Genomic DNA, 17,843 nt, shown 5'->3' on the forward strand with positions numbered 1-17,843 from the left:
AATCGGGGCGGGCTTATGGCCTGCCCTGATGTTTTGTTGCCGGCAGGACTGGAGCTAGTCAACTTGCCTAAATTGTATCTGTGAGATATATATCTTGCAGATATGAAGGCCGAACGTGGGGCGACGTTGAAGGCGCTGTTGGGGCTGCTGAGCCTGGGGCCGATGTCGGGCTATGACATCCGCGCGCTGATCCAGGAGTCGATCGGGCACTTCTGGAGTGAAAGCTATGGGCAGATCTATCCCGGGCTGAAGCGGCTTGCGACGGCTGGGCTGGTGGAGAAGAAGACGGAACGTCAGAAGGGAAGGCCAGACCGTCATCTGTACTCGCTGACCGATGAGGGGCGTGAGGAGCTGTGGCGATGGCTGCGACTGCCTCCGGTGGACGAGGTGCCACGGAATGAGCTTCTGTTGAAGCTCTTCTTTGGCGCGCAGGTTCCTGCGAGTGTGTGCCGGGAGCATGTTGCAGCGCACCTGGCAAAGCACGAGGCTCTGTTGAAGCGGTATAGCGTCGTTGCCAAGGCGCTTGAGCGGGAGCACGGCCACGACCCCGATCTGCCGTACTGGCTGATAACGCTGAGCCTAGGCCGTCACACGAGTTCGGCAGAGGCGAAGTGGTGCAAAGAGACCTTGAAGCGTTTGGAGGAGTTGGAGAGGAAGAAAAAAGGAGGCAGGTGATGCACGTACATGATCCGTTGTGGATGAAGATTTTTCTTGGAGTGCATATCACGGCCGGAGCATCGTCGTTTCTAATGGCTCCGATCGCACTGGTTACGGCAAAGGGTGGAAAGCAGCACAGGCGCTGGGGAAAGGTCTACCTATGGTCGATGGGGGTTGTAGCCGCGACGGCGTTGCCGATGGCGATCTATCGGCCAGTGCTGTTTTTGGCACTGGTGGCAGTCTTCAGTTTCTACTCGTGCTTTTCGGCGTGGAGAGTGCTGGCTCTGAAGGACCTTCCGAAAGGTGGGAGCGCAAAGCCCATTGACTGGGCCGCGGGTGCGATCACGTTTGTAACGAGTGCCTGTCTGGCGGGGTTTGGTGCGTTCAAGCCTGCCATCGTGCAGAACATGGGGATTGTGGCGATTGTGTTCGGGTTTATCGGGATGGGACTTGCGTCTGGGCAGTTGAAGAGCTTTATCGTGAAGCCCAAGGAGAAGATGTTCTGGTGGTATACGCATCTGGGGAACATGATCGGCAGCTACATTGCGGCGTGGTCGGCGTTCTCGGTGGTGACGTTGTCGCGGTTTCTTGGGAGCCGGTGGTACGTGTGGCTGTGGCCGACGATGGTGGGTGTGCCGGCGATTGTGCTGACGATGGCGTATTACAAGCGGAAGTTTGCGCCGAAGACGAGAGCAGCGGCTGCCTGAGGTTGAGGCCGAGCTACGCTACTGTTCTGGTGTGGCTTGCGATCCCTTGTGGGGCTTCGACGCTGCGTGAGGTCTTGTAGAGCTTCCAGAAGGCAAAGGCCGCGCTGCCCAGAATGGCGGTCCACATGACGATGAGAATTGGAGTGGCGTACTGCGTGGAGAGGTGGTTCCAGAGCCGCAGGACGTGGCGGCCATAGCGGACGCCAAGCCAGATCGCCGAAGCGTGGCGCAGGCTGCGGCTGATGCCAAACGTGGTAAGGAACTTCTTGCGTGACATCTTGAGCGCGCCGGCGGCGAGGACAAAGGGCGACAGCGGGATCGGCGGTGGCAGCAGTGCGGGAATCGCGATGGAGAGGATGGCATGCTGCTCCATCCATTCGCGGACGAGGTTGAAGGTGCGTGGCTGGACGTGTCTTTCGAGGAGACTGATACCGCCGGCGTATCCTGCGCGGTAGCTGAGGTATCCGCCGACGAGCGAGCCCGAGATTGAGGCGAGCAGAAGCAGCAGGATGTTGGTGTGTCTCGCCGCGAGCACGATGAGCATGATGTCGGTGATGCCCGGCAGGGGCAGCGGTACGAAAGACGAGTCGACGAGCGCGACAAAGAAGAGGCCGAAGAGGCCGAGGCTGAAGAGGACGTGCAGCAGCGCAGAGTGAGGCCGCGCCGGCGGGGCAAACGCCTCTGCGGCAACTGCTGAGTCGGCCACGATGGCTGTCGCTACGGTCGGCGTCATATAGATATGACGCCGACCCCGTGTCGGAAGTCGCGGGGAAAGAAGCGAAAAGCTACCGGTCTAGAGAAAGCGCAGGTTAGGGAGCGGGGGAAGAGCGTTGATTTCAGCGGCATACTGCCGAAAAAGCTGGATCGTGCGGATGCAGTCGGCGTCGAGGCGGTAGTGGATGTTGCGGGTCAGGTAGTGGCGGATAGTCTCGGATGAAAGTGGAAGGCGTTGAGTCCACTCAGAGACGAGGTCTTCGATGTGGGCGAGGCCGTGATCGCGCGAGAGAGTGAGGTTGTCGATGAGCTGCGCTGGAGTGATGTGAGCGATGGAGAGGGCCTCCGGTCGAACGGCCCAGACGGCGGCGACCCAGGGGAGCGAGGTTCGCGTGCGCCACTCGTGCGCGAGATCGAACCAATGGCAGTGGCCGACGGCCTGCTCGATCTCCGCGCGTGATTCGACGGCGCGCAGAGCGGGGTCTCCGATCAGGAGCGCGGCGTCGGCCTGCTTGAGCATTGCGACAGGGTCGGCCGTTGCCGGGACGAAGGCAGGATGGACGTTGAGGAACCTGCGGAAGAGGATCTCGGCATAGGCGACCGAACTGCGCGAGGCGGTATCGGAGGCGATGGACCGGATGGATTCGAGAGGCTGCGATGCGCCCCTGTGGTCTTTGACGATGAGCTGGATGGAGCGGACGTGGTCGAGAGATGCGATCGTGCAGTTGGGAACGACGGCCAGATCGGGCGTGAGTGAGGCGATGGGGATGAGGCCGAGATCGGCGCGGGCGGCGAGGAGTTCTTCCGCGCAGCGCGAGGGAAGCGTGTAGTGGAGCTGGAAGCGCTCGGCCAGCGTAGTGGCGAGCGGTGGATGCTCGAAGTCCCACATGAGAGGGGCGGGATTAAGAAACTTGATAGCGGCGACGCGGACGGGATGTGACGAGCTAGGGGCCAAGCAACTAGTTTATTGGATGAAGCGATAAGGACAAAGATGAAGCGAGCGATTATCGGGTTCGACAAAGATGAGGAAGGCCACTGGGTGGCGAAGCTGGAGTGCGGGCATGGGCAGCATGTGAGGCACGATCCGCCATGGACGGTGCGCGAGTGGGTGACGACGGAGGAGGGAAGAAGGTCGCGGCTCGGCGCTGTGCTTGAGTGCAAGCGGTGTGATGAGGAGTCGCAGAGCGAAGCCTCTGGCGAGTGACCGGATGGTAGTTGCTTGACATGAGAGGGGAGTGCCGTTAGGCTCTGCCGTCGATGGTTCTCGTTCTGGAGGTTGAAGGAGGCAAGTGGGCTCAGCGGGTTCGGTGGGGCAGGATGAAGGCTTGAGGGTGGGCCAACGTGAGACAGCGCGGTTAGCGTGGCTGGCGTTGATCCTTACGCCTGGCATGGGCGCAAAGCGGATATGGAAGGCGATGGCGCGGCTAGGAGGTGCAGCGCGGCTCTTCGACGCTTCTCTGACTGAGCTTGAGGGGTTCGGAATGCCTGCGCAGTCGGCGCAGTTCGTCTTCGAAGGGAAGGCGCGCGAGGCTGCCGAGAACGAGATGGCTCGGGTGATCGAGGCAGGCGGCCAGATTATGACGCCGGAGGATGAGGGATATCCGGCGAGGTTGCGGGAGATCTACGATCCGCCGGCTGTGCTGTGGGTTCGCGGAAGCGTGGAGCTGTTGTCGCGGCCGGGAATTGCCGTTGTCGGCACACGGCATCCTTCGCCGTATGGCGCTGGAATGGCGGAGATGCTCTCACGCGATCTGGCTGCGCGAGGAATGACGATTCTGAGCGGCATGGCGCGTGGCGTGGATACGGCGGCGCACAAGGGAGCGTTGGAGGCCAGAGGGAAGACGGTCGCGGTGTGGGGAACGGGGATCGACGTCATCTACCCGAAGGAGAACAAGAAGCTCGCTGAGAGTATTGTTGCGAGCGGCGGGACCATCGTGAGCGAGTATCCGCTGGGGACGTTTCCTGCGCCGCAGAACTTTCCGATCCGCAACCGGATTTTGAGTGGGATGAGTGTGGGCGTGCTGGTCATCGAGGCGGCCGAGTACAGCGGCACCCGGATCACGGCGCGTTGCGCGATGGAGCAGAACCGCGATGTCTACGCGGTGCCGGGGAACGTGACAAACAAGAACGCCTGGGGGCCGAATACGCTGATCAAGCAGGGAGCGAAGCTGACGGCGACCTGGGAAGATGTGTGGGAGGAGCTCTCCTCTGATATAAGGAGACAACTCGAAGATGAGATTGGAGTTGCAGGCGGCGATGAATCGAAATCGATGGGTGCTGCATCCTTATTTAGCGATTCGCCGCTGGCAGAGCACGAAAGGGCCGTTCTGGAGCGGCTGCGGCACGACGAAGCAACGCAGCTTGACGAGCTGATCGAGCGTCTTGAGGCGGAGTTGGGTTCCGCGGAGATATTCACCGCGCTGTTCGAGCTGGAACTCGCGGGACGCGTGAAGCAGTTGCCAGGCAAGAATTATGTTCGAGCTTTTTGACGGCGAGTAGAATAGCGGCCGGTAGAGCGGTGGAAAAGTCACAGAGATGTTTTAGTAAGTAGGCAGCTTGATTCGACTTGGCGGAAGGTTGGTAAATTGCTTCCCGCGTTTGGATCATTGGGAATTACAGTGACGTTTTGTGATGAAATGCGTCAGTTCAGGCATTGCGCTGAGATGACGTTTCTGAGAAAGCATGTTAGGTTCGCAAGGGAATGAGCGATGAAGGGAACGTTTTGTTTCGGCGGAGCGTTTCTGTTGGATGAAGGGAAGAGATGGCTAAGTCACTTGTGATCGTAGAGTCGCCGGCGAAGGCGAAGACGATCAATAAATATCTCGGCAATGATTACCAGGTGGAGGCCTCGCTGGGGCACATCATGGACCTGCCGAAGAACGATATCGGCGTGGAACTGAAGAAGCGGACGTTTGAGCCGACTCTGATCGTGTCCCCGGGCAAAGAGAAGGTAGTAGCTCATCTGAAGAAGCTGGCGTCGAAGGCGGAGATGGTGTATCTCGCACCTGACCCTGACCGCGAGGGGGAGGCGATTGCCGCGCATCTTTCGATGCAGCTTCTGCCGATGGTGAAGGACAAGAGCAAGGTGCGGCGCGTGACGTTTAACGAGATCACGCAAAAGGCCGTGAAGGCCGCGTTCTCGCATGCTCGCGATGTAGACGAGAACCTGGTGGACGCGCAGCAGACGCGTCGTGTGCTGGATCGACTTGTGGGGTATCAGATCTCTCCTCTGCTGTGGGACAAGGTTCGCCGTGGACTGAGCGCGGGGCGCGTGCAGACTGTGGCTCTGCGGTTGATCGTGGAGCGCGAGCAGGAGATCAACGAGTTCAAGCCGGTGGAGTATTGGACGATCAACGCGGTGTTGAAGCCAGGTGCAGACGGGCAGGAGTTCGTCGCGAGGTTTGTCGGTATCGATGGCGTTGCTGCGCGTGTTGCGAACGGAACGGATGAGAGCGGCAAGGAGCTTTTCATCGCCAGCTCGCTGCCGAACAAGGAGCGCATTGATCAGGTCGTTGCGCAACTTGAGAGAGCGAAGTGGAGCGTGCGTTCCGTTGAACGCAAGGAGCGCAAGCGGAACCCGACGGCTCCGTTTACGACGAGCAAGCTGCAACAGGATGCCTCGGGCCGGCTGGGCTTCAACGTCCGCCGGACGATGGGCGTCGCGCAGCGTCTATATGAGGGCGTAGAGCTCGGCAGCGAGGGCACAGTCGGTCTGATTACGTATATGCGTACCGACTCGACGCGCGTGGCTCCCGATGCGATCGTCGATGTACGGGAGTACGTTGAGAAGAAGCTTGGCGCGCAGTATCTGCCGGCGAAGCCGAACGAGTACAAGAGCAAGAAGGATGCGCAGGATGCGCACGAGGCGATTCGTCCGACGAACGTGGCGTTCACTCCCGACAGCATTCGCAGGTATCTGAGCGATGAGCAGTACCGGCTTTACCGGCTGATCTGGCAGCGGTTTGTGGCGTCGCAGATGGTTCCGGCGGTGTTCGATCAGACGACGGTGGATATTGCTGCGGTCGCGGACAAGACGTATGACTTCCGCGTCTCGGGTTCAGTGCTGAAGTTCGACGGCTTCCTGAAGGTGTATGAGCAGGTGAAGGTCGACTCGGCGAAGAAGGATGACGAGGACGACGATGCTGATGACAAGCGTCTGCCCGCATTGAACGATGGCCAGGCGCTGACGAAGGTACGCGTCGATTCGGAGCAGAAGTTCACCGAGCCGCCGCCGCGTTACAACGAAGCCTCCCTGGTGAAGGTGCTGGAGGAGCGCGGAATCGGGCGGCCTTCGACTTATGCGTCCATCATTAATACGATTCAGGATCGCGACTATGTGAAGAAGATCGGCGCAAAGTTTGTGCCGACTGAAATCGGCATCGTCGTGACGAAGCTGCTGGTGAAGAACTTCCCGTACATCTTCGACACGCAGTACACGGCGACGCTCGAGGGCGAACTCGATGCGGTTGAGGATGGCCAGGAGCGCTGGACCGATCTGCTGAATGGCTTCTACGACCACTTTGAGAAAGAGCTCAAGGTCGCCGAGAAGCACATGGAAGACATCAAGCGAATGGAGGAGCCAACGCACGAGGTCTGCGAGAAGTGCGGCTCTCCGCTGATTCTGAAGTGGGGCAAGTTCGGCAGCTTCTATTCGTGTTCGAACTTCACCAAGGTGAAGCCGATGACGGTTGCGGCTGGTCCGTGGAAGAAGGACCAGAAGGCAGTGGTGAAGAAGATTACTTCGGCGCTGCACTATCCGATGACGGTGAAGGCGACGACGGACGATGAGATCGCGTTTACCAGAGAGGCTGCGGACGCGAAGGCCCTCGTGGCTGCGATCGACGAGGCTTTCACGCAGGGCAAGAAGGTGACGGCCGAGACGTTCAGCTGCGACTTCACCAAGGAAAACTTCGCGGCGAAGCCGGATTTAAGCGCTCCGGGCGCGGAGGAAGACCCGGAGGAAGAGGCCTGCGACAACTGCGGCCGGACGATGGTGCTGCGCAATGGACCGTGGGGGCCGTTCATGGCTTGCCCGGGCTACAACGAGGATCCGCCTTGCAAGACGATCCGCAAGCTGAACCAGAAGGTGCAGCAGAAGCCTCCGGTGCAACTGGAGGAGAGCTGCCCGCGGTGCGGCAAGCCGTTGCTGCTGCGCAATGGGCAGTATGGCGAGTTCATCAGCTGTAGCGGCTACCCGAAGTGCAAGTACATCAAGCAGGAGCTACTGGATGTGAAGTGCCCGAAGGACGGCGGAGACATCGCGGTTCGGAAGACGAAGCGCGGCGATGTGTTCTACGGCTGCGTGAACTATCCGAAGTGCGACTTTGCCTCCAATCTGAAGCTGATCGACCATACGTGCCCGAAGTGCGACAGCGCGTATCTGCTCGAAGTGGTCAACGACAAGGGCACGTACTGGGTCTGCCCGAACAATCATGAAGCTCTGCCGAAGCGCCGCAAGAAGAAGGGCGCTGAGGAAGAGGCTCCAACAACACCGCGTTGCAACTATGAGAAGAAGGTCGCAGGACCGGCGCAGACGACGGTTGAGCGGCCTGATCCGGAGAAGACCCGGCCGGTGGTTGAAAGCGTTGTTGTTGCATAACAGTAAATCAAGGAGAACGAATGGCTACGGCAGCAGATGCTGAGGTGATACTGCGTTTGTACGAACTGCGGCAGGAGGAAGCCCTGCGGCGAGCACGGAAGTTTATGGTCTTCGAGTTCAACCCGAAGAACCTGGAGGAGCTGAGGGCAGTCTCACGAAATCCCGGGACGCAGGAGAACGCGTACTGGCGACAGACGGTGACCTACTGGGAGATGGCTGCCTCGTTCGTGCTGCGCGGGGCGGTCGATCCGGAGCTGTTCTTTGATTCGGCGGCCGAGGGCGTCCTGCTGTACGCCAAGTTTCACCACTTCCACGCGGTGACCGAGAAGGAGTCGGGGAACCCGTTCATGCGGAATACAGCTGCGCTGATTGAGCGGTTTCCGGCGGCTAACTCGCTCCACGAGATGTTTCTGAAGGCGTTTGGGCAGACGAAGTCCTGACGGATGGCACCTACCCCCCCCCCGGGTATTGTGCGAGTAAAATATCTGTTTTCAAGGGTTTATGCGTTTTGTCCTCCGCAAAATATTCTATTCAAAGGGTTTAGTAGTCAAAATATTCAAAACAAATGGGTTATAAACAGGAAAGCCCCGGACGGGTCCGGGGCTTTCCTGTTTCTTGTCTGTTTCTATTTTAGCGGATTGAGGGAAACTACTCTGCCACTTGGAAGTGGTTTGTTTTTATGGAGTTGAGTGGTTTGGGGGCTTGACAGGATTTCTGTGGAAAACTTGGGTAACGAGTCAGTGGTTGCGGGAAGGAGAATGTGGGTAGAGCAGCGGATTTCTCCGCTCCGCAGTGCGATGAGACTGCACTGCCCCGGTCGAAATGACAGATCTTACGCGATTGGGGAAGGGCAAGAAACAGATTCCTCCCCATTCGACCTCGCGAAGGGCAGGCTGCTGCGCTGCGGAATGGCAACAAGAGAGGTGCGGCAATTGGCAAGAGCAACAGAAAGAGCAACAAGCGAGCCTTCACTCAGGAGTGGGCTTTGGTTTTTGCATCATTTCTGTTACAACTAGAGAGTAGGTGTGGGGGTATGGGACCGGCAGCGAGGGTCAGGTTGGTGTCTGAGCTTGTCGTAAGTTATTGAAAAGAAGGTAGTCTACGATGGCGAAGGCAGTTTGGAATGGCCAGGTTCTGGCCGAGAGCGAGACGTACGAGACGATTGAGGGCAATATTTATTTCCCCGACGAGACGGTCAAGCGGGAGTTCCTGAAGCCAAGTTCGACGACCTCAAGCTGTCCCTGGAAGGGACAGGCGAGGTACTACACGGTGGTCGTGGATGGACAGGAGAACCAGGACGCGGCGTGGTACTACCCCGATCCCAAGCCTGCGGCCCGAGGTGTGAAGCACCATATTGCCTTCTGGCGTGGCGTGGAAGTGACTAAGTAAGCGCAGGCTTTGCCATAGCGGGCACCCGAGCTTTAGTGGCTCTCCAGGCGAACAGCAGATTCCTCGGCTTCGCTCGGAATGACAACCAAAAAGGCGAGTGGTTTTGTGGCTGGCGGTGTGGTTCTTTCCTACCCATGCCGCGATGTGGCTGCGGCATGAATGGGGCACCCGAGCTTTAGTGGCTCTCCAGGCGAACAGCAGCTCGGAATGACAACCAAAAAGTGGTGGAACTCGTAACGAGTTGCTCCGATTCCGGTTGCGGGCTCATTTTTCCTTCTCGAGTTCCACGACCATTACTTCAATCGGTTTATCACCGGCGTTGACATCGCTATGCATAGCGCCTGGGGGCATCGCGGGGAGCCAGTAGGCTTTGCCGGTCTCCCAGACGTGGCGCTCGGTGGGGCCATTCTGCTCAACGATGTTCATTGTTCCGCCGTTGAGCGCAATGATGACGCGGGGGTGATCGTGGCGGTGCATGGTCAGCGGCGCATTGGGCAGGATGACAGACTTCCACACCTTTACGTCTTCGTTCTCAAACTGAGGGAGGCGCTGCGTCTGTTGTGCGGCCTGCTGGGAGTGCATGACGCCGAAGACGGCCAGCGGGAGAGCCAGGAAGATTGCGGCACGGATCAGGTAGGTTTTCATAGAGGATTTTCCTTCGGCGGGAGGATAGCACCTGTTTGGGAACTGGCCTGCGATTTATTGCAGCAGCGTATGGTTAAAGTCTGCGGAGGGCAGGTTGAAAGGCAAGGATGAGGGGTTGCGCACGGGGATGACGGAGAAGACTCTCGATCCGGTGAGCGAGGCGGAGTGGGCTGAGTTGCGCGGGCTTGGGCACAAGATGCTGGACGGAATCTTTGACCACCTGCAGGGTTTGAGGACTCAGCCGGTATGGCAGGCTCCCGAGGCGGCGCTGCGGACACTTGCTGCCGAGGGCGTTCCGCGCCAGGGGCAGGGTGCGGCTGCGGCCTACGAGAGCTTCTTGAGGGACGTGCTGCCTTCTTCGGTGGGGAATACGCATCCGCGGTTCTGGGGATGGGTGATGGGGAGTGGAACGCCGGTAGGGATGCTGGCGGAGATGCTGGCGTCGGGGATGAATCCGAACGTGGGTGGATTTAACGACGCCCCAATGGTGGTTGAGGAGCTGGTAATCAGGTGGATGGCAGAGCTGATGGGGCTGCCGGAGGGGACGAGCGGACTGCTGACGAGTGGCGGGAGTATGGCGAATCTGGTCGGGCTGGCGGTTGGACGACATGCTCGAGCGGGGTTCGATGTGCGCGCGGAGGGAATGCAGGGAGGACCGGAGCTGCGGGTGTACTGCTCGACCGAGACGCATAGCTGGCTGAAGAAGTCGATGGAGCTGATGGGGATGGGGAGGGCGAGCCTTCGTTCAGTCGGAGTAGATGGCAGCTACCGGATGAAGATTGCCGAGCTGCGTGAGGCGATTGCGGCTGATCGGGCTGCGGGGCATCGCCCAGTGTGCGTGGTGGGGACGACGGGCACGGTGAATACCGGCGCCACGGACGATCTGACGGCGATCGCGGATGTGTGTGCGGCCGAGGGGCTGTGGTTCCATGTGGACGGGGCGTTTGGAGCGCTGGCCTACTGGAGCGAAAGGCTGCGGCCTGCGCTGAAGGGGATGGAGCGTGCGGATTCGCTGGCGTTCGATCTGCACAAGTGGGGGTATGTGCCGTATGAGATCGGGTGCGTTCTGGTGCGGGATGCGGAGGCGCACAAGGCGGCATTTGCCACGGGAGCAAGCTATCTGACGGCGATGGAGCGAGGGCCGGTGGCGGGCGGGATCAGGTTTGCCGACCGCGGCGTGGATCTGTCGCGGGGGTTCAGGGCGCTGAAGGCGTGGATGAGCCTGAGGGCGTATGGCGTGGATGCCCTGGTCGCTCTGGTTGAGCAGAACGTGGAGCAGGCGCGGTATCTGGCGGAGAGAGTAGAGGCTTCTCCGGTGCTGGAGCTGGCGGCGGAGGTTCCGCTGAATCTTGTGTGCTTCCGGTATCGCGGGGCGAGTGACCAGGAGAACAAAGAGATATTGATGCGGCTGCAGGAGAGCGGTGTGGCGGTGCCTTCGGGGACAGTGGTGGGCGGCCGATTTGCGATTCGTGTGGCGAATACGAATCACCGGTCGCGGCGGGAAGACTTTGATCTGCTGGTGGAGGCGGTGGAGAGGATTGGGCGCGAGGTGGTTGGGTGAGTTTTAGACGCTGGCTGACTTGACAGTGTGATTTCCCGGCACCCGATCACGATCGATAGCCGAGGCGTCCTGCGAACCCAGGTCTCAGAATCGAGACCCTTCGGCAGGCTCAGGGCAGGCTCTGGGGCACCCACTGTTGTTGCTATCCCAGGTGGGTTAGTAGGCGAGGGCCTGGTCGATGGGGATGCGGACCTGGAAGCATGTGGATCCGGGCTTGGAATCAACATGGATGTAGCCCGAGTGTTTGCTGACGATGCGCTGAACCGTGTCGAGTCCGAGTCCGAGTCCGTCGCCGAGGACCTTGGTAGAGAAGAAGGGCTCGAAGATGCGGTCGCGCAGCTCGGGCGGGATGCCGGGGCCTGAGTCCCATATCTCAACGAAGGCCATATGGCCACTGAGGTGCGTTTTGAGGCGGAGCGTTCCCTGGGCTGTGCCGTCCTTGCTGCCGGCGCTCATGGCGTCGACGGCGTTTTCGATGAGCGCGAACCAGACCTGGTTGAGCTCGCGGCCGAAAGCGGCGACGCAGGGTAGCGCGGGGTCGAAGGTAGTTTCGACGGTGACGTGGTGCAGGCGCGACTTGAACATGACGAGTGTGTTCTCGAGCGACTGCGCGAGATCGACGTCCTGAACGGGCGCCTGGTCCATGTAGGAGTAGTCCTTGATGGCGCTGATGAGGTCGAAGATGCGCAGGGTGGAGCTGACGACGGTCTCGGCCATGCGCTCGGCGCGGAGCGAGCTGGCGACTGTGGAGACGGCCACAGGGAGGGCTTCGGAGGACATGATGCCGGCGAGCTCGTCGAGTTTGGAGATGGGCAGGAAGGTCTCCGCCAACGCCGGGGCGATGGCCCAGGGATTTGGGACGTTGTGGGACTCGAGCCAGCGGAGGAGCTCAAGCTCGCGGTCGCTCTCGGCAAGGAGGTTTGGGGAGCTGACGGCCTGGGCCTCCCGCTCGGCCATGCTGGCACGGGCGCTGGCGATCCATGCACGGTACTGCGAGGTGATGGAGTCGGGGAGACAGAGATTTCCCATGCGGTACTTCTGGTCGCCGTACTGGCGCAGCTCGGAGAAGAGGCTGGAGGCGGAGCGCTGCGCGGCGGAGGCCGGGTTGTTGAGCTCGTGCGCGAGGTTGGCGGCGAGCTTGCCGAGGGCAGCGAGCTTTTCAGCCTGTTGCTCGATGCGCGTGACCTCGCGGACGCGGTCGAGCAAGGTGGAGACGCTGCGCTGCGCCATGGAGGGAATGGCTGCGAGCATGGCGGGGAAGAGGTCCTGATGGATGTCGAGCGCCCAGGTGTTGCCGATCGAGTAGCCGTCGGCGCCGAAGGTCTTCATGCGCGAGAAGGGCAGTTTGCCGGTCATCTGCCCGGCGCGGCCGATCCAGAGGGTCAGGGGGCCGGTGTTGTGACGGCGGACGTGGATCTCCCCCCTGAGGATGAAGGTCATGCGGTCGGCTGGGACTCCTTCGAGGAAGACGATCGAGCCAGGTTCGCCGACGCGCTCGGCGCCGTGGGTGGCGAGCCAGGCGTACTCCTCTTCAGTGAGGCCGTCCAGCGGCGGAACCGTGCGAAGGGCGGCGACGATCTCGTGCAGCGGAGTAGGATGCGCGGGCGGCCCGGCGAAGACCAGCGGACTCTCGGCCGGGAGGGTGATGTCGGGGATGTAGTTGTCGAGAGTGCTGATAATGCACCTCCATGTGCTGGCGAAGGGTGCGGGCCCTAAAAGACAAGCCAAGCTACCTTCCTATTGTTACAGAGAGTACGAAGGGCCCGATAGGAAGAGTTCCGATTATGTGACAAAGCGTCTGGTCTTGGGTGCCATTTGCAGCAGCTTCGCTATAGACAATGATAAAGCTTCGCGCAAGAGTTTGTGGACGGACCAATCCTTTGCGAAACCATCAGGCCTCCTGCTTGAGGAGGCCTGATGGTTGAAGCGGGTTGTGGCGGGCGTCAGGCCTTCTGCACGGTTCCGTCGACGACCTTGACGGGGTCGAGGAAGGGCATGGACTTGCGCAGGCCGGCGCCGACGGTCTCGATGGGGTGCGCGGCCTCCTGCTGGCGGATGCGGGCGAACTCGTGGCGGCCAGTCTCGTTCTCTTCGATGAACTTCTTGGCGAAGGAGCCGTCCTGGATCTCTTCGAGGAGCTTCTTCATGGCCTTTTTGGTTTCGTGGGTGACGATGCGGGGGCCGGCCATGTAGTCTCCCCACTCGGCGGTGTCGGAGATGGAGTGGCGCATGTAGGCGAGGCCGCCGCGATACATGAGGTCGACGATGAGCTTGAGCTCGTGGAGGACCTCGAAGTAGGCGAGCTCAGGCTGGTAGCCGGCTTCGGTGAGGACCTCGAAGCCTGCCTTGACGAGGGCGGCGGTGCCTCCGCAGAGGACGGCCTGCTCGCCGAAGAGGTCGGTCTCGGTCTCCTCGGTGAAGGTGGTCTGGAGGACTCCGGCGCGGGTGCAGCCGATGCCCTTGGCGTAGCTGAGGGCGAGCTTCAGAGCGTTACCGCTCGCGTCCTGCTCGACAGCGACGAGGCCGGGGACTCCGCCGCCTTCGGTGAAGACCTCGCGGACGCGGTGACCGGGGGCCTTAGGGGCGACGAGGGAGACGTCGACGCCAGCGGGCGGGACGATGGTGCCGAAGCGGATGTTGAAGCCGTGGGCGAACATGAGGGTCTTGCCGGGGGCCAGATTGGGTTCAACCTCAGCCTTGTGGACCTTGGCGGCGGTCTGGTCAGGCGTGAGGTTCATGATGACGTCGGCCCACTTGCTGACGTTGGCGACGGTGTCGACGACGAGGCCGGCCTTGCGGGCGCGCTCGGCGTTGGGAGAGTCGGGGCGGAGGCCTACGCGGACCTCAACGCCGGAGTCCTTGAGGTTGAGGGCATGGGCATGGCCCTGCGAGCCGTAGCCGATGATGGCTACCTTCTTGGCCTGGATGAGGGAGAGGTCTGCGTCTTGGTCGTGGTAGGTCTTTGCCATGGTTCTCTCTTTCTATTTAGTAGGGTATCTCAGTAAAACGACCGCGGATTGACGCGGAAGAACACGGATTAAACGCAGATTTGTTTCGATTCTGTTCTTCATCCGTTCCATCCGTGTAATCCGTGGTCGCTAGGTTTCGTCCTCGGCGAACTGGTTGGGCAGGTCTTCGTGAGGCTCGGGGCGGTTGGGGTAGGCGGCGTGAGGCTGCTCGCCGTTGTTGGTGCCGAGAGCCTTGAGGACGCGGCTGGTGTGGTGGCCACGGCGCATGGCCATGCGGCCCGTGCGGGAGACCTCGAGGACCTCGAAGCTGGATTCGCGGAGGACCTGCAGGAGGCCCTCGATCTTGCTGGCCGCGCCGGTCATCTCGAGCATGATGGACTCGGGGGCGAGGTCGACGACGCGGGCGCGGAAGACGTTGGCTAGCTCGAAGATCTGCGAGCGCGACTGCTGGCCGTGCGGGTGGTTGGGTCCGGCGGCGACCTTGATGAGGCAGAGCTCGCGGATGACGGCCTCGACGCGACCGAGCTCGTCGACGTCGCGGGTGATCTCGAGCTTGTAGAGCGAGGCGCGGATGCGGTCGGCGGCGTGCTCGGGGGCGTCGCAGACGATGGTCATGCGGGACACGCCCTCACGCTCGCTCTCGCCTACGGTGAGGGAGACGATGTTGACGTTGAGACGGCGGAAGAGGGAAGCGACCCGGGTTAGGACTCCGGGTTTGTCGTCTACCAGGGCTACGAAGGTATGGAGCATGAGGGCCTTTCTAATTCAGCGGTCATGAATCAAAGACGGACGGTTGTAAGGAAGCACGCTCCACCCCACAGCACGGCGAGCATAATGCAGGAGATTCCCAAAGACACCAGACGGCTCGATCGGTTTGCAAACGCGAAAATGGCGGTGAGCAATAAAACAATTGCGTTGCCGCTCATAATCGAGAATCTTGTTTTGCTATGATCGGCGCCCACAAGATTTTCGTTGAGCAAAGGTAGAAACCACCATCCGTAACTTAGTGTTGCGATCCATATTGCAATAGTTATCTTGCCTGCCAGTTTGCGACGTTTATAGGCCAACACCGAACATCCCAAAAAGATACCTGGAAGCGCATAAATCAAGGCAATTAGCAATGACATCTACTCGTCCTCTGCGGTTTCGATGAGTGGGTCGGGTCGGCGGACCATCTCGTGTAGGGCGGCGCCGGGGGCTATCATCGGATAGACGCCGTCTTCTTTTTCGACTGCGAAGTTGATAAGGAAGGCTGACGGCGCGGTGCGCGCTTTTGTGACTGTGGGGGTTACATCTTTGCGTTGGGTGATGTGTGCGCCGGGGATGCCGTGGGCGTCGGCAAGTTTGACGAAGTCGGGCGAGAGGATGGGCGAGCAGGCGTAGTTTTTGTCGTAGAAGGTCTCCTGCCACTGCCGGACCATGCCCAAAAATCCGTTGTTGATGACGGCGATGTTGATGTGGAGGTTCTCCTGGACGATGGTGGAGAGCTCGGCGGCGGTCATCTGGAAGCCTCCGTCGCCGGCGATGACCCAGACGTCTTTCTCCGGGCAGGCTACCTTGGCGCCGATGGCGGCGGGGAGCGCGAAGCCCATGGTTCCGAGGCCTCCGCTGGTGACGAGGGTGCGGGGTGCGGTGTGGTGGAAGTACTGGGCCTCCCACATCTGGTGCTGGCCCACATCTGTGACGATGATGGTTTCTTTTTCGCGGCCGGCAGCTACGGCCTCGCGCCAGATGTCGTGGATGACGTGCGCGGCGTAGAGGTGGCCGTTGTCGGGGAGGTTGATGATGTCGCGGACGGCGGCGGTGCCTTTGGAGGTGTTGATGTGCTTGAGCCATGCGTCGACTTCGGTGCGGTCCCAGGCATTCTGCAAAGGTGAAGCAGTTCCCTCCGCTTCGCTGCGCTCCGGTCGGGATGACACTTCTGAGGAGGGGATGAGGGAGAGCAGGGTTTCGAGGACTTCTTTGAGGTCGCCGATGAGGGCTACGTCTACCTTGACGTTCTTGTTGATCTCGGAAGGGTCGATCTCGATGTGGATCTTCTTCGCGTGCGGGGCGTAGCTGGCGAGGTTGCCGGTGACACGGTCGTCGAAGCGCATGCCGAAGGCGAGGAGGAGGTCGGACTCCTGGATGGCGTTGTTGACCCAGGACTCGCCGTGCATTCCCATCATGCCGAGCGAAAGCGGGTGCGAGGCGGAGAAGCTGCCGAGGCCGAGCAGCGTGCTGGCGACGGGGATGTGGAGGCGCTCGGCGAACTCGATGACCTCTTTTTCGGCACCGGACTGGTTGATGCCGTGGCCGGCGAGGATGACGGGCTTCTTCGATTGCTTGATGAGCTCGATGGCCTCGCGGGCCGCGGAGCTTTCGGCTCGGAGCATGGGATGCGGGCGGTAGGGCCCAGGCTGGGCGTCGTCGAAGTTGAAGAGCGCGGTGCCCTGCTGTGCGTCCTTGGTGATGTCGACCAGCACGGGGCCGGGGCGGCCGGACTGGGCGATCTGGAAGGCCTGGCGGAGCATGGGCGCGATGTGGTCGGGGCGCGTGGCGACGAAGTTGTGTTTCGTAATCGGCAGGGTGATGCCGGTGATGTCGATCTCCTGGAAGGCGTCACTGCCGAGAACTTTGCTCGAGACCTGACCGGTGATGCAGACGATGGGAATGGAGTCCATCATGGCCGTGGCGATACCGGTGACGAGGTTGGTCGCGCCGGGGCCGGAGGTGGCGATGGCGACTCCAACCTTGCCCGAGGCGCGCGCGTAGCCGTCGGCCATGTGCGCGGCTCCCTGCTCGTGGCGCACGAGGACGTGGTGGATGGGGAACTTGCGCAGAGCGTCGTAGGCGGGGAGGATGGCTCCGCCGGGGTAGCCGAAGACCGTGGTGACACCTTCGCCTACTAGCGTGGCCCAGAGGATTTCGGCTCCGGTTAGGGTGGGGTGTGCGTTTTGATTGTTGTCGGTCATGATTGGCTCCTTCTGCCTCGGGTCCTCTCGGATTTCATGTTCAAAGCTGATTTATTGCGCACTTGCGGTGGAGTTGTAGCGCCTTATCAGCCAAGGTCGGTACCGCTGTAGCATTCCCACGACAAACTCGATCTCCACAAGCGCTTCTTCTTCTAACCGGCCCTCCAACTTCCCCTGTCTCATAAGAAGGGAGAAGTGGTCCTCTAGAAATTCAACGGATTCCTTCCCAAGTCGTCTCACCAAGCCGTGCGCAAACGGGATCCGAGTCGATTTATAGAAAGTTCGCATCGATTCAGCATCGCTAGGTGTGATTACCGCAGGCTCCAATTGAGTCAACATCGACTCGAAGGTGTTGTTCCTGTCTCCTTCCAGTTCTCTTTCCACTTCCCCGAAACGCGACATGTCCCCGTCAAGACGAGTCTGCAGTGCAAGTGCCACTGAGAGATCGCGTACAAATAGCTCCAGCAACGACGAACTTACAGACACGGCCGCCAACAGAAGGCCCATCGATAGACAGTCAGCTATTTCCGAGGTGTACAGTTTGTATCTTGTCGGATTTTGGCCAAGCTCTGATAGAGCGCTGATGAGAGAAGCAATCTTCTTAATCTGTTCTTGTTCAAATGACTCTGTGTATGGGCGCATAACATT

General features: G+C 60.5%; 17 protein-coding genes. 8 read left to right on the forward strand and 9 right to left on the reverse strand.

Features of this window, described 5'->3' with window-relative positions; translation table 11 throughout:
- The first annotated feature begins 102 nt into the window (after positions 1 to 102).
- Positions 103 to 675 carry a PadR family transcriptional regulator gene (locus tag OHL16_RS17035; RefSeq protein ID WP_263368381.1) on the forward strand — a complete coding sequence of 191 codons (573 nt, stop codon included), beginning with the start codon at positions 103 to 105 and terminating at the stop codon, positions 673 to 675.
- Positions 676 to 698: 23 nt separating this feature from the next.
- A complete protein-coding gene (locus tag OHL16_RS17040) occupies positions 699 to 1,364 on the forward strand; it encodes a hypothetical protein (protein WP_263368382.1) in 666 nt (221 codons plus the stop codon).
- A 13-nt stretch (positions 1,365 to 1,377) separates the two neighbouring features.
- Here OHL16_RS17040 and OHL16_RS17045 read toward each other — a convergent pair whose 3' ends face one another.
- Entirely contained in the window at positions 1,378 to 2,097 is a 720-nt protein-coding gene (locus OHL16_RS17045; RefSeq protein ID WP_263368383.1) for a VTT domain-containing protein, read from the reverse strand.
- A gap of 60 nt (positions 2,098 to 2,157) precedes the next feature.
- The gene (locus OHL16_RS17050) at positions 2,158 to 3,033 is read right to left on the reverse strand and encodes a menaquinone biosynthetic enzyme MqnA/MqnD family protein (protein WP_263368384.1); all 876 of its coding nucleotides are present in this window, start codon (positions 3,031 to 3,033) and stop codon (positions 2,158 to 2,160) included.
- A gap of 36 nt (positions 3,034 to 3,069) precedes the next feature.
- Between OHL16_RS17050 and OHL16_RS17055 the strand changes: the two genes are divergently transcribed.
- The 5 genes from OHL16_RS17055 (at position 3,070) to OHL16_RS17075 (ending at position 9,066) form a co-directional block, all read left to right on the forward strand.
- Positions 3,070 to 3,282, forward strand: a complete 213-nt coding sequence (locus OHL16_RS17055; RefSeq protein WP_263368385.1) for a DUF3565 domain-containing protein — start codon at positions 3,070 to 3,072, stop codon at positions 3,280 to 3,282.
- A gap of 121 nt (positions 3,283 to 3,403) precedes the next feature.
- The gene (dprA, locus tag OHL16_RS17060) at positions 3,404 to 4,567 is read left to right on the forward strand and encodes a DNA-processing protein DprA (RefSeq protein WP_263368513.1); all 1,164 of its coding nucleotides are present in this window, start codon (positions 3,404 to 3,406) and stop codon (positions 4,565 to 4,567) included.
- Positions 4,568 to 4,839: 272 nt separating this feature from the next.
- Positions 4,840 to 7,677, forward strand: a complete 2,838-nt coding sequence (gene topA, locus OHL16_RS17065) for a type I DNA topoisomerase (RefSeq protein ID WP_263368386.1) — start codon at positions 4,840 to 4,842, stop codon at positions 7,675 to 7,677.
- A gap of 20 nt (positions 7,678 to 7,697) precedes the next feature.
- Positions 7,698 to 8,117 carry a DUF4760 domain-containing protein gene (locus OHL16_RS17070; protein WP_263368387.1) on the forward strand — a complete coding sequence of 140 codons (420 nt, stop codon included), beginning with the start codon at positions 7,698 to 7,700 and terminating at the stop codon, positions 8,115 to 8,117.
- Positions 8,118 to 8,781: 664 nt separating this feature from the next.
- On the forward strand, positions 8,782 to 9,066 hold the full coding sequence (locus OHL16_RS17075) for a DUF427 domain-containing protein (RefSeq protein WP_263368388.1): 285 nt from the start codon (positions 8,782 to 8,784) through the stop codon (positions 9,064 to 9,066).
- Between the two features lie 264 nt (positions 9,067 to 9,330).
- Here OHL16_RS17075 and OHL16_RS17080 read toward each other — a convergent pair whose 3' ends face one another.
- Positions 9,331 to 9,711 carry a cupin domain-containing protein gene (locus OHL16_RS17080; RefSeq protein ID WP_263368389.1) on the reverse strand — a complete coding sequence of 127 codons (381 nt, stop codon included), beginning with the start codon at positions 9,709 to 9,711 and terminating at the stop codon, positions 9,331 to 9,333.
- A gap of 94 nt (positions 9,712 to 9,805) precedes the next feature.
- Between OHL16_RS17080 and OHL16_RS17085 the strand changes: the two genes are divergently transcribed.
- Positions 9,806 to 11,272 carry a pyridoxal phosphate-dependent decarboxylase family protein gene (locus OHL16_RS17085; RefSeq protein ID WP_263368390.1) on the forward strand — a complete coding sequence of 489 codons (1,467 nt, stop codon included), beginning with the start codon at positions 9,806 to 9,808 and terminating at the stop codon, positions 11,270 to 11,272.
- Between the two features lie 156 nt (positions 11,273 to 11,428).
- On the opposite strand, the gene OHL16_RS17090 is transcribed toward OHL16_RS17085, so the two are convergent.
- The 6 genes from OHL16_RS17090 to OHL16_RS17115 all read right to left on the reverse strand — a co-directional run bounded on the left by OHL16_RS17090 (position 11,429) and on the right by OHL16_RS17115 (position 17,837).
- On the reverse strand, positions 11,429 to 13,000 hold the full coding sequence (locus OHL16_RS17090) for a sensor histidine kinase (RefSeq protein WP_263368391.1): 1,572 nt from the start codon (positions 12,998 to 13,000) through the stop codon (positions 11,429 to 11,431).
- Between the two features lie 215 nt (positions 13,001 to 13,215).
- Positions 13,216 to 14,241: a ketol-acid reductoisomerase gene (gene ilvC, locus OHL16_RS17095; RefSeq protein ID WP_263368392.1), complete on the reverse strand. Its 1,026-nt coding sequence runs from the start codon at positions 14,239 to 14,241 to the stop codon at positions 13,216 to 13,218.
- Positions 14,242 to 14,370: 129 nt separating this feature from the next.
- Positions 14,371 to 14,991: an acetolactate synthase small subunit gene (gene ilvN, locus OHL16_RS17100; protein ID WP_263368393.1), complete on the reverse strand. Its 621-nt coding sequence runs from the start codon at positions 14,989 to 14,991 to the stop codon at positions 14,371 to 14,373.
- A gap of 29 nt (positions 14,992 to 15,020) precedes the next feature.
- Positions 15,021 to 15,368, reverse strand: coding sequence for a hypothetical protein (locus OHL16_RS17105; RefSeq protein ID WP_263368394.1), 348 nt, complete (start codon positions 15,366 to 15,368; stop codon positions 15,021 to 15,023).
- A complete protein-coding gene (gene ilvB / locus OHL16_RS17110) occupies positions 15,369 to 17,195 on the reverse strand; it encodes a biosynthetic-type acetolactate synthase large subunit (protein ID WP_263368395.1) in 1,827 nt (608 codons plus the stop codon).
- 51 nt (positions 17,196 to 17,246) lie between these two features.
- Positions 17,247 to 17,837 carry a hypothetical protein gene (locus OHL16_RS17115; protein WP_263368396.1) on the reverse strand — a complete coding sequence of 197 codons (591 nt, stop codon included), beginning with the start codon at positions 17,835 to 17,837 and terminating at the stop codon, positions 17,247 to 17,249.
- Positions 17,838 to 17,843: the final 6 nt, after the last annotated feature.

It is taken from the genome of Edaphobacter bradus, from assembly GCF_025685645.1.
GTDB lineage: Bacteria > Acidobacteriota > Terriglobia > Terriglobales > Acidobacteriaceae > Edaphobacter > Edaphobacter bradus.

Bases quoted from the DNA above. Each gene is read 5' to 3' on its own strand.
- OHL16_RS17035 (WP_263368381.1), top strand. From the start codon at position 103: ATGAAGGCCGAACGTGGGGCGACGTTGAAGGCGCTGTTGGGGCTGCTG.
- OHL16_RS17040 (WP_263368382.1), top strand. From the start codon at position 699: ATGAAGATTTTTCTTGGAGTGCATATCACGGCCGGAGCATCGTCGTTT.
- OHL16_RS17045 (WP_263368383.1), bottom strand. From the start codon at position 2,097: ATGACGCCGACCGTAGCGACAGCCATCGTGGCCGACTCAGCAGTTGCC.
- OHL16_RS17055 (WP_263368385.1), top strand. From the start codon at position 3,070: ATGAAGCGAGCGATTATCGGGTTCGACAAAGATGAGGAAGGCCACTGG.
- topA (WP_263368386.1), top strand. From the start codon at position 4,840: ATGGCTAAGTCACTTGTGATCGTAGAGTCGCCGGCGAAGGCGAAGACG.
- OHL16_RS17070 (WP_263368387.1), top strand. From the start codon at position 7,698: ATGGCTACGGCAGCAGATGCTGAGGTGATACTGCGTTTGTACGAACTG.
- OHL16_RS17075 (WP_263368388.1), top strand. From the start codon at position 8,782: ATGGCGAAGGCAGTTTGGAATGGCCAGGTTCTGGCCGAGAGCGAGACG.
- OHL16_RS17080 (WP_263368389.1), bottom strand. From the start codon at position 9,711: ATGAAAACCTACCTGATCCGTGCCGCAATCTTCCTGGCTCTCCCGCTG.
- ilvC (WP_263368392.1), bottom strand. From the start codon at position 14,241: ATGGCAAAGACCTACCACGACCAAGACGCAGACCTCTCCCTCATCCAG.
- ilvN (WP_263368393.1), bottom strand. From the start codon at position 14,991: ATGCTCCATACCTTCGTAGCCCTGGTAGACGACAAACCCGGAGTCCTA.
- OHL16_RS17105 (WP_263368394.1), bottom strand. From the start codon at position 15,368: ATGTCATTGCTAATTGCCTTGATTTATGCGCTTCCAGGTATCTTTTTG.
- ilvB (WP_263368395.1), bottom strand. From the start codon at position 17,195: ATGACCGACAACAATCAAAACGCACACCCCACCCTAACCGGAGCCGAA.
- OHL16_RS17115 (WP_263368396.1), bottom strand. From the start codon at position 17,837: ATGCGCCCATACACAGAGTCATTTGAACAAGAACAGATTAAGAAGATT.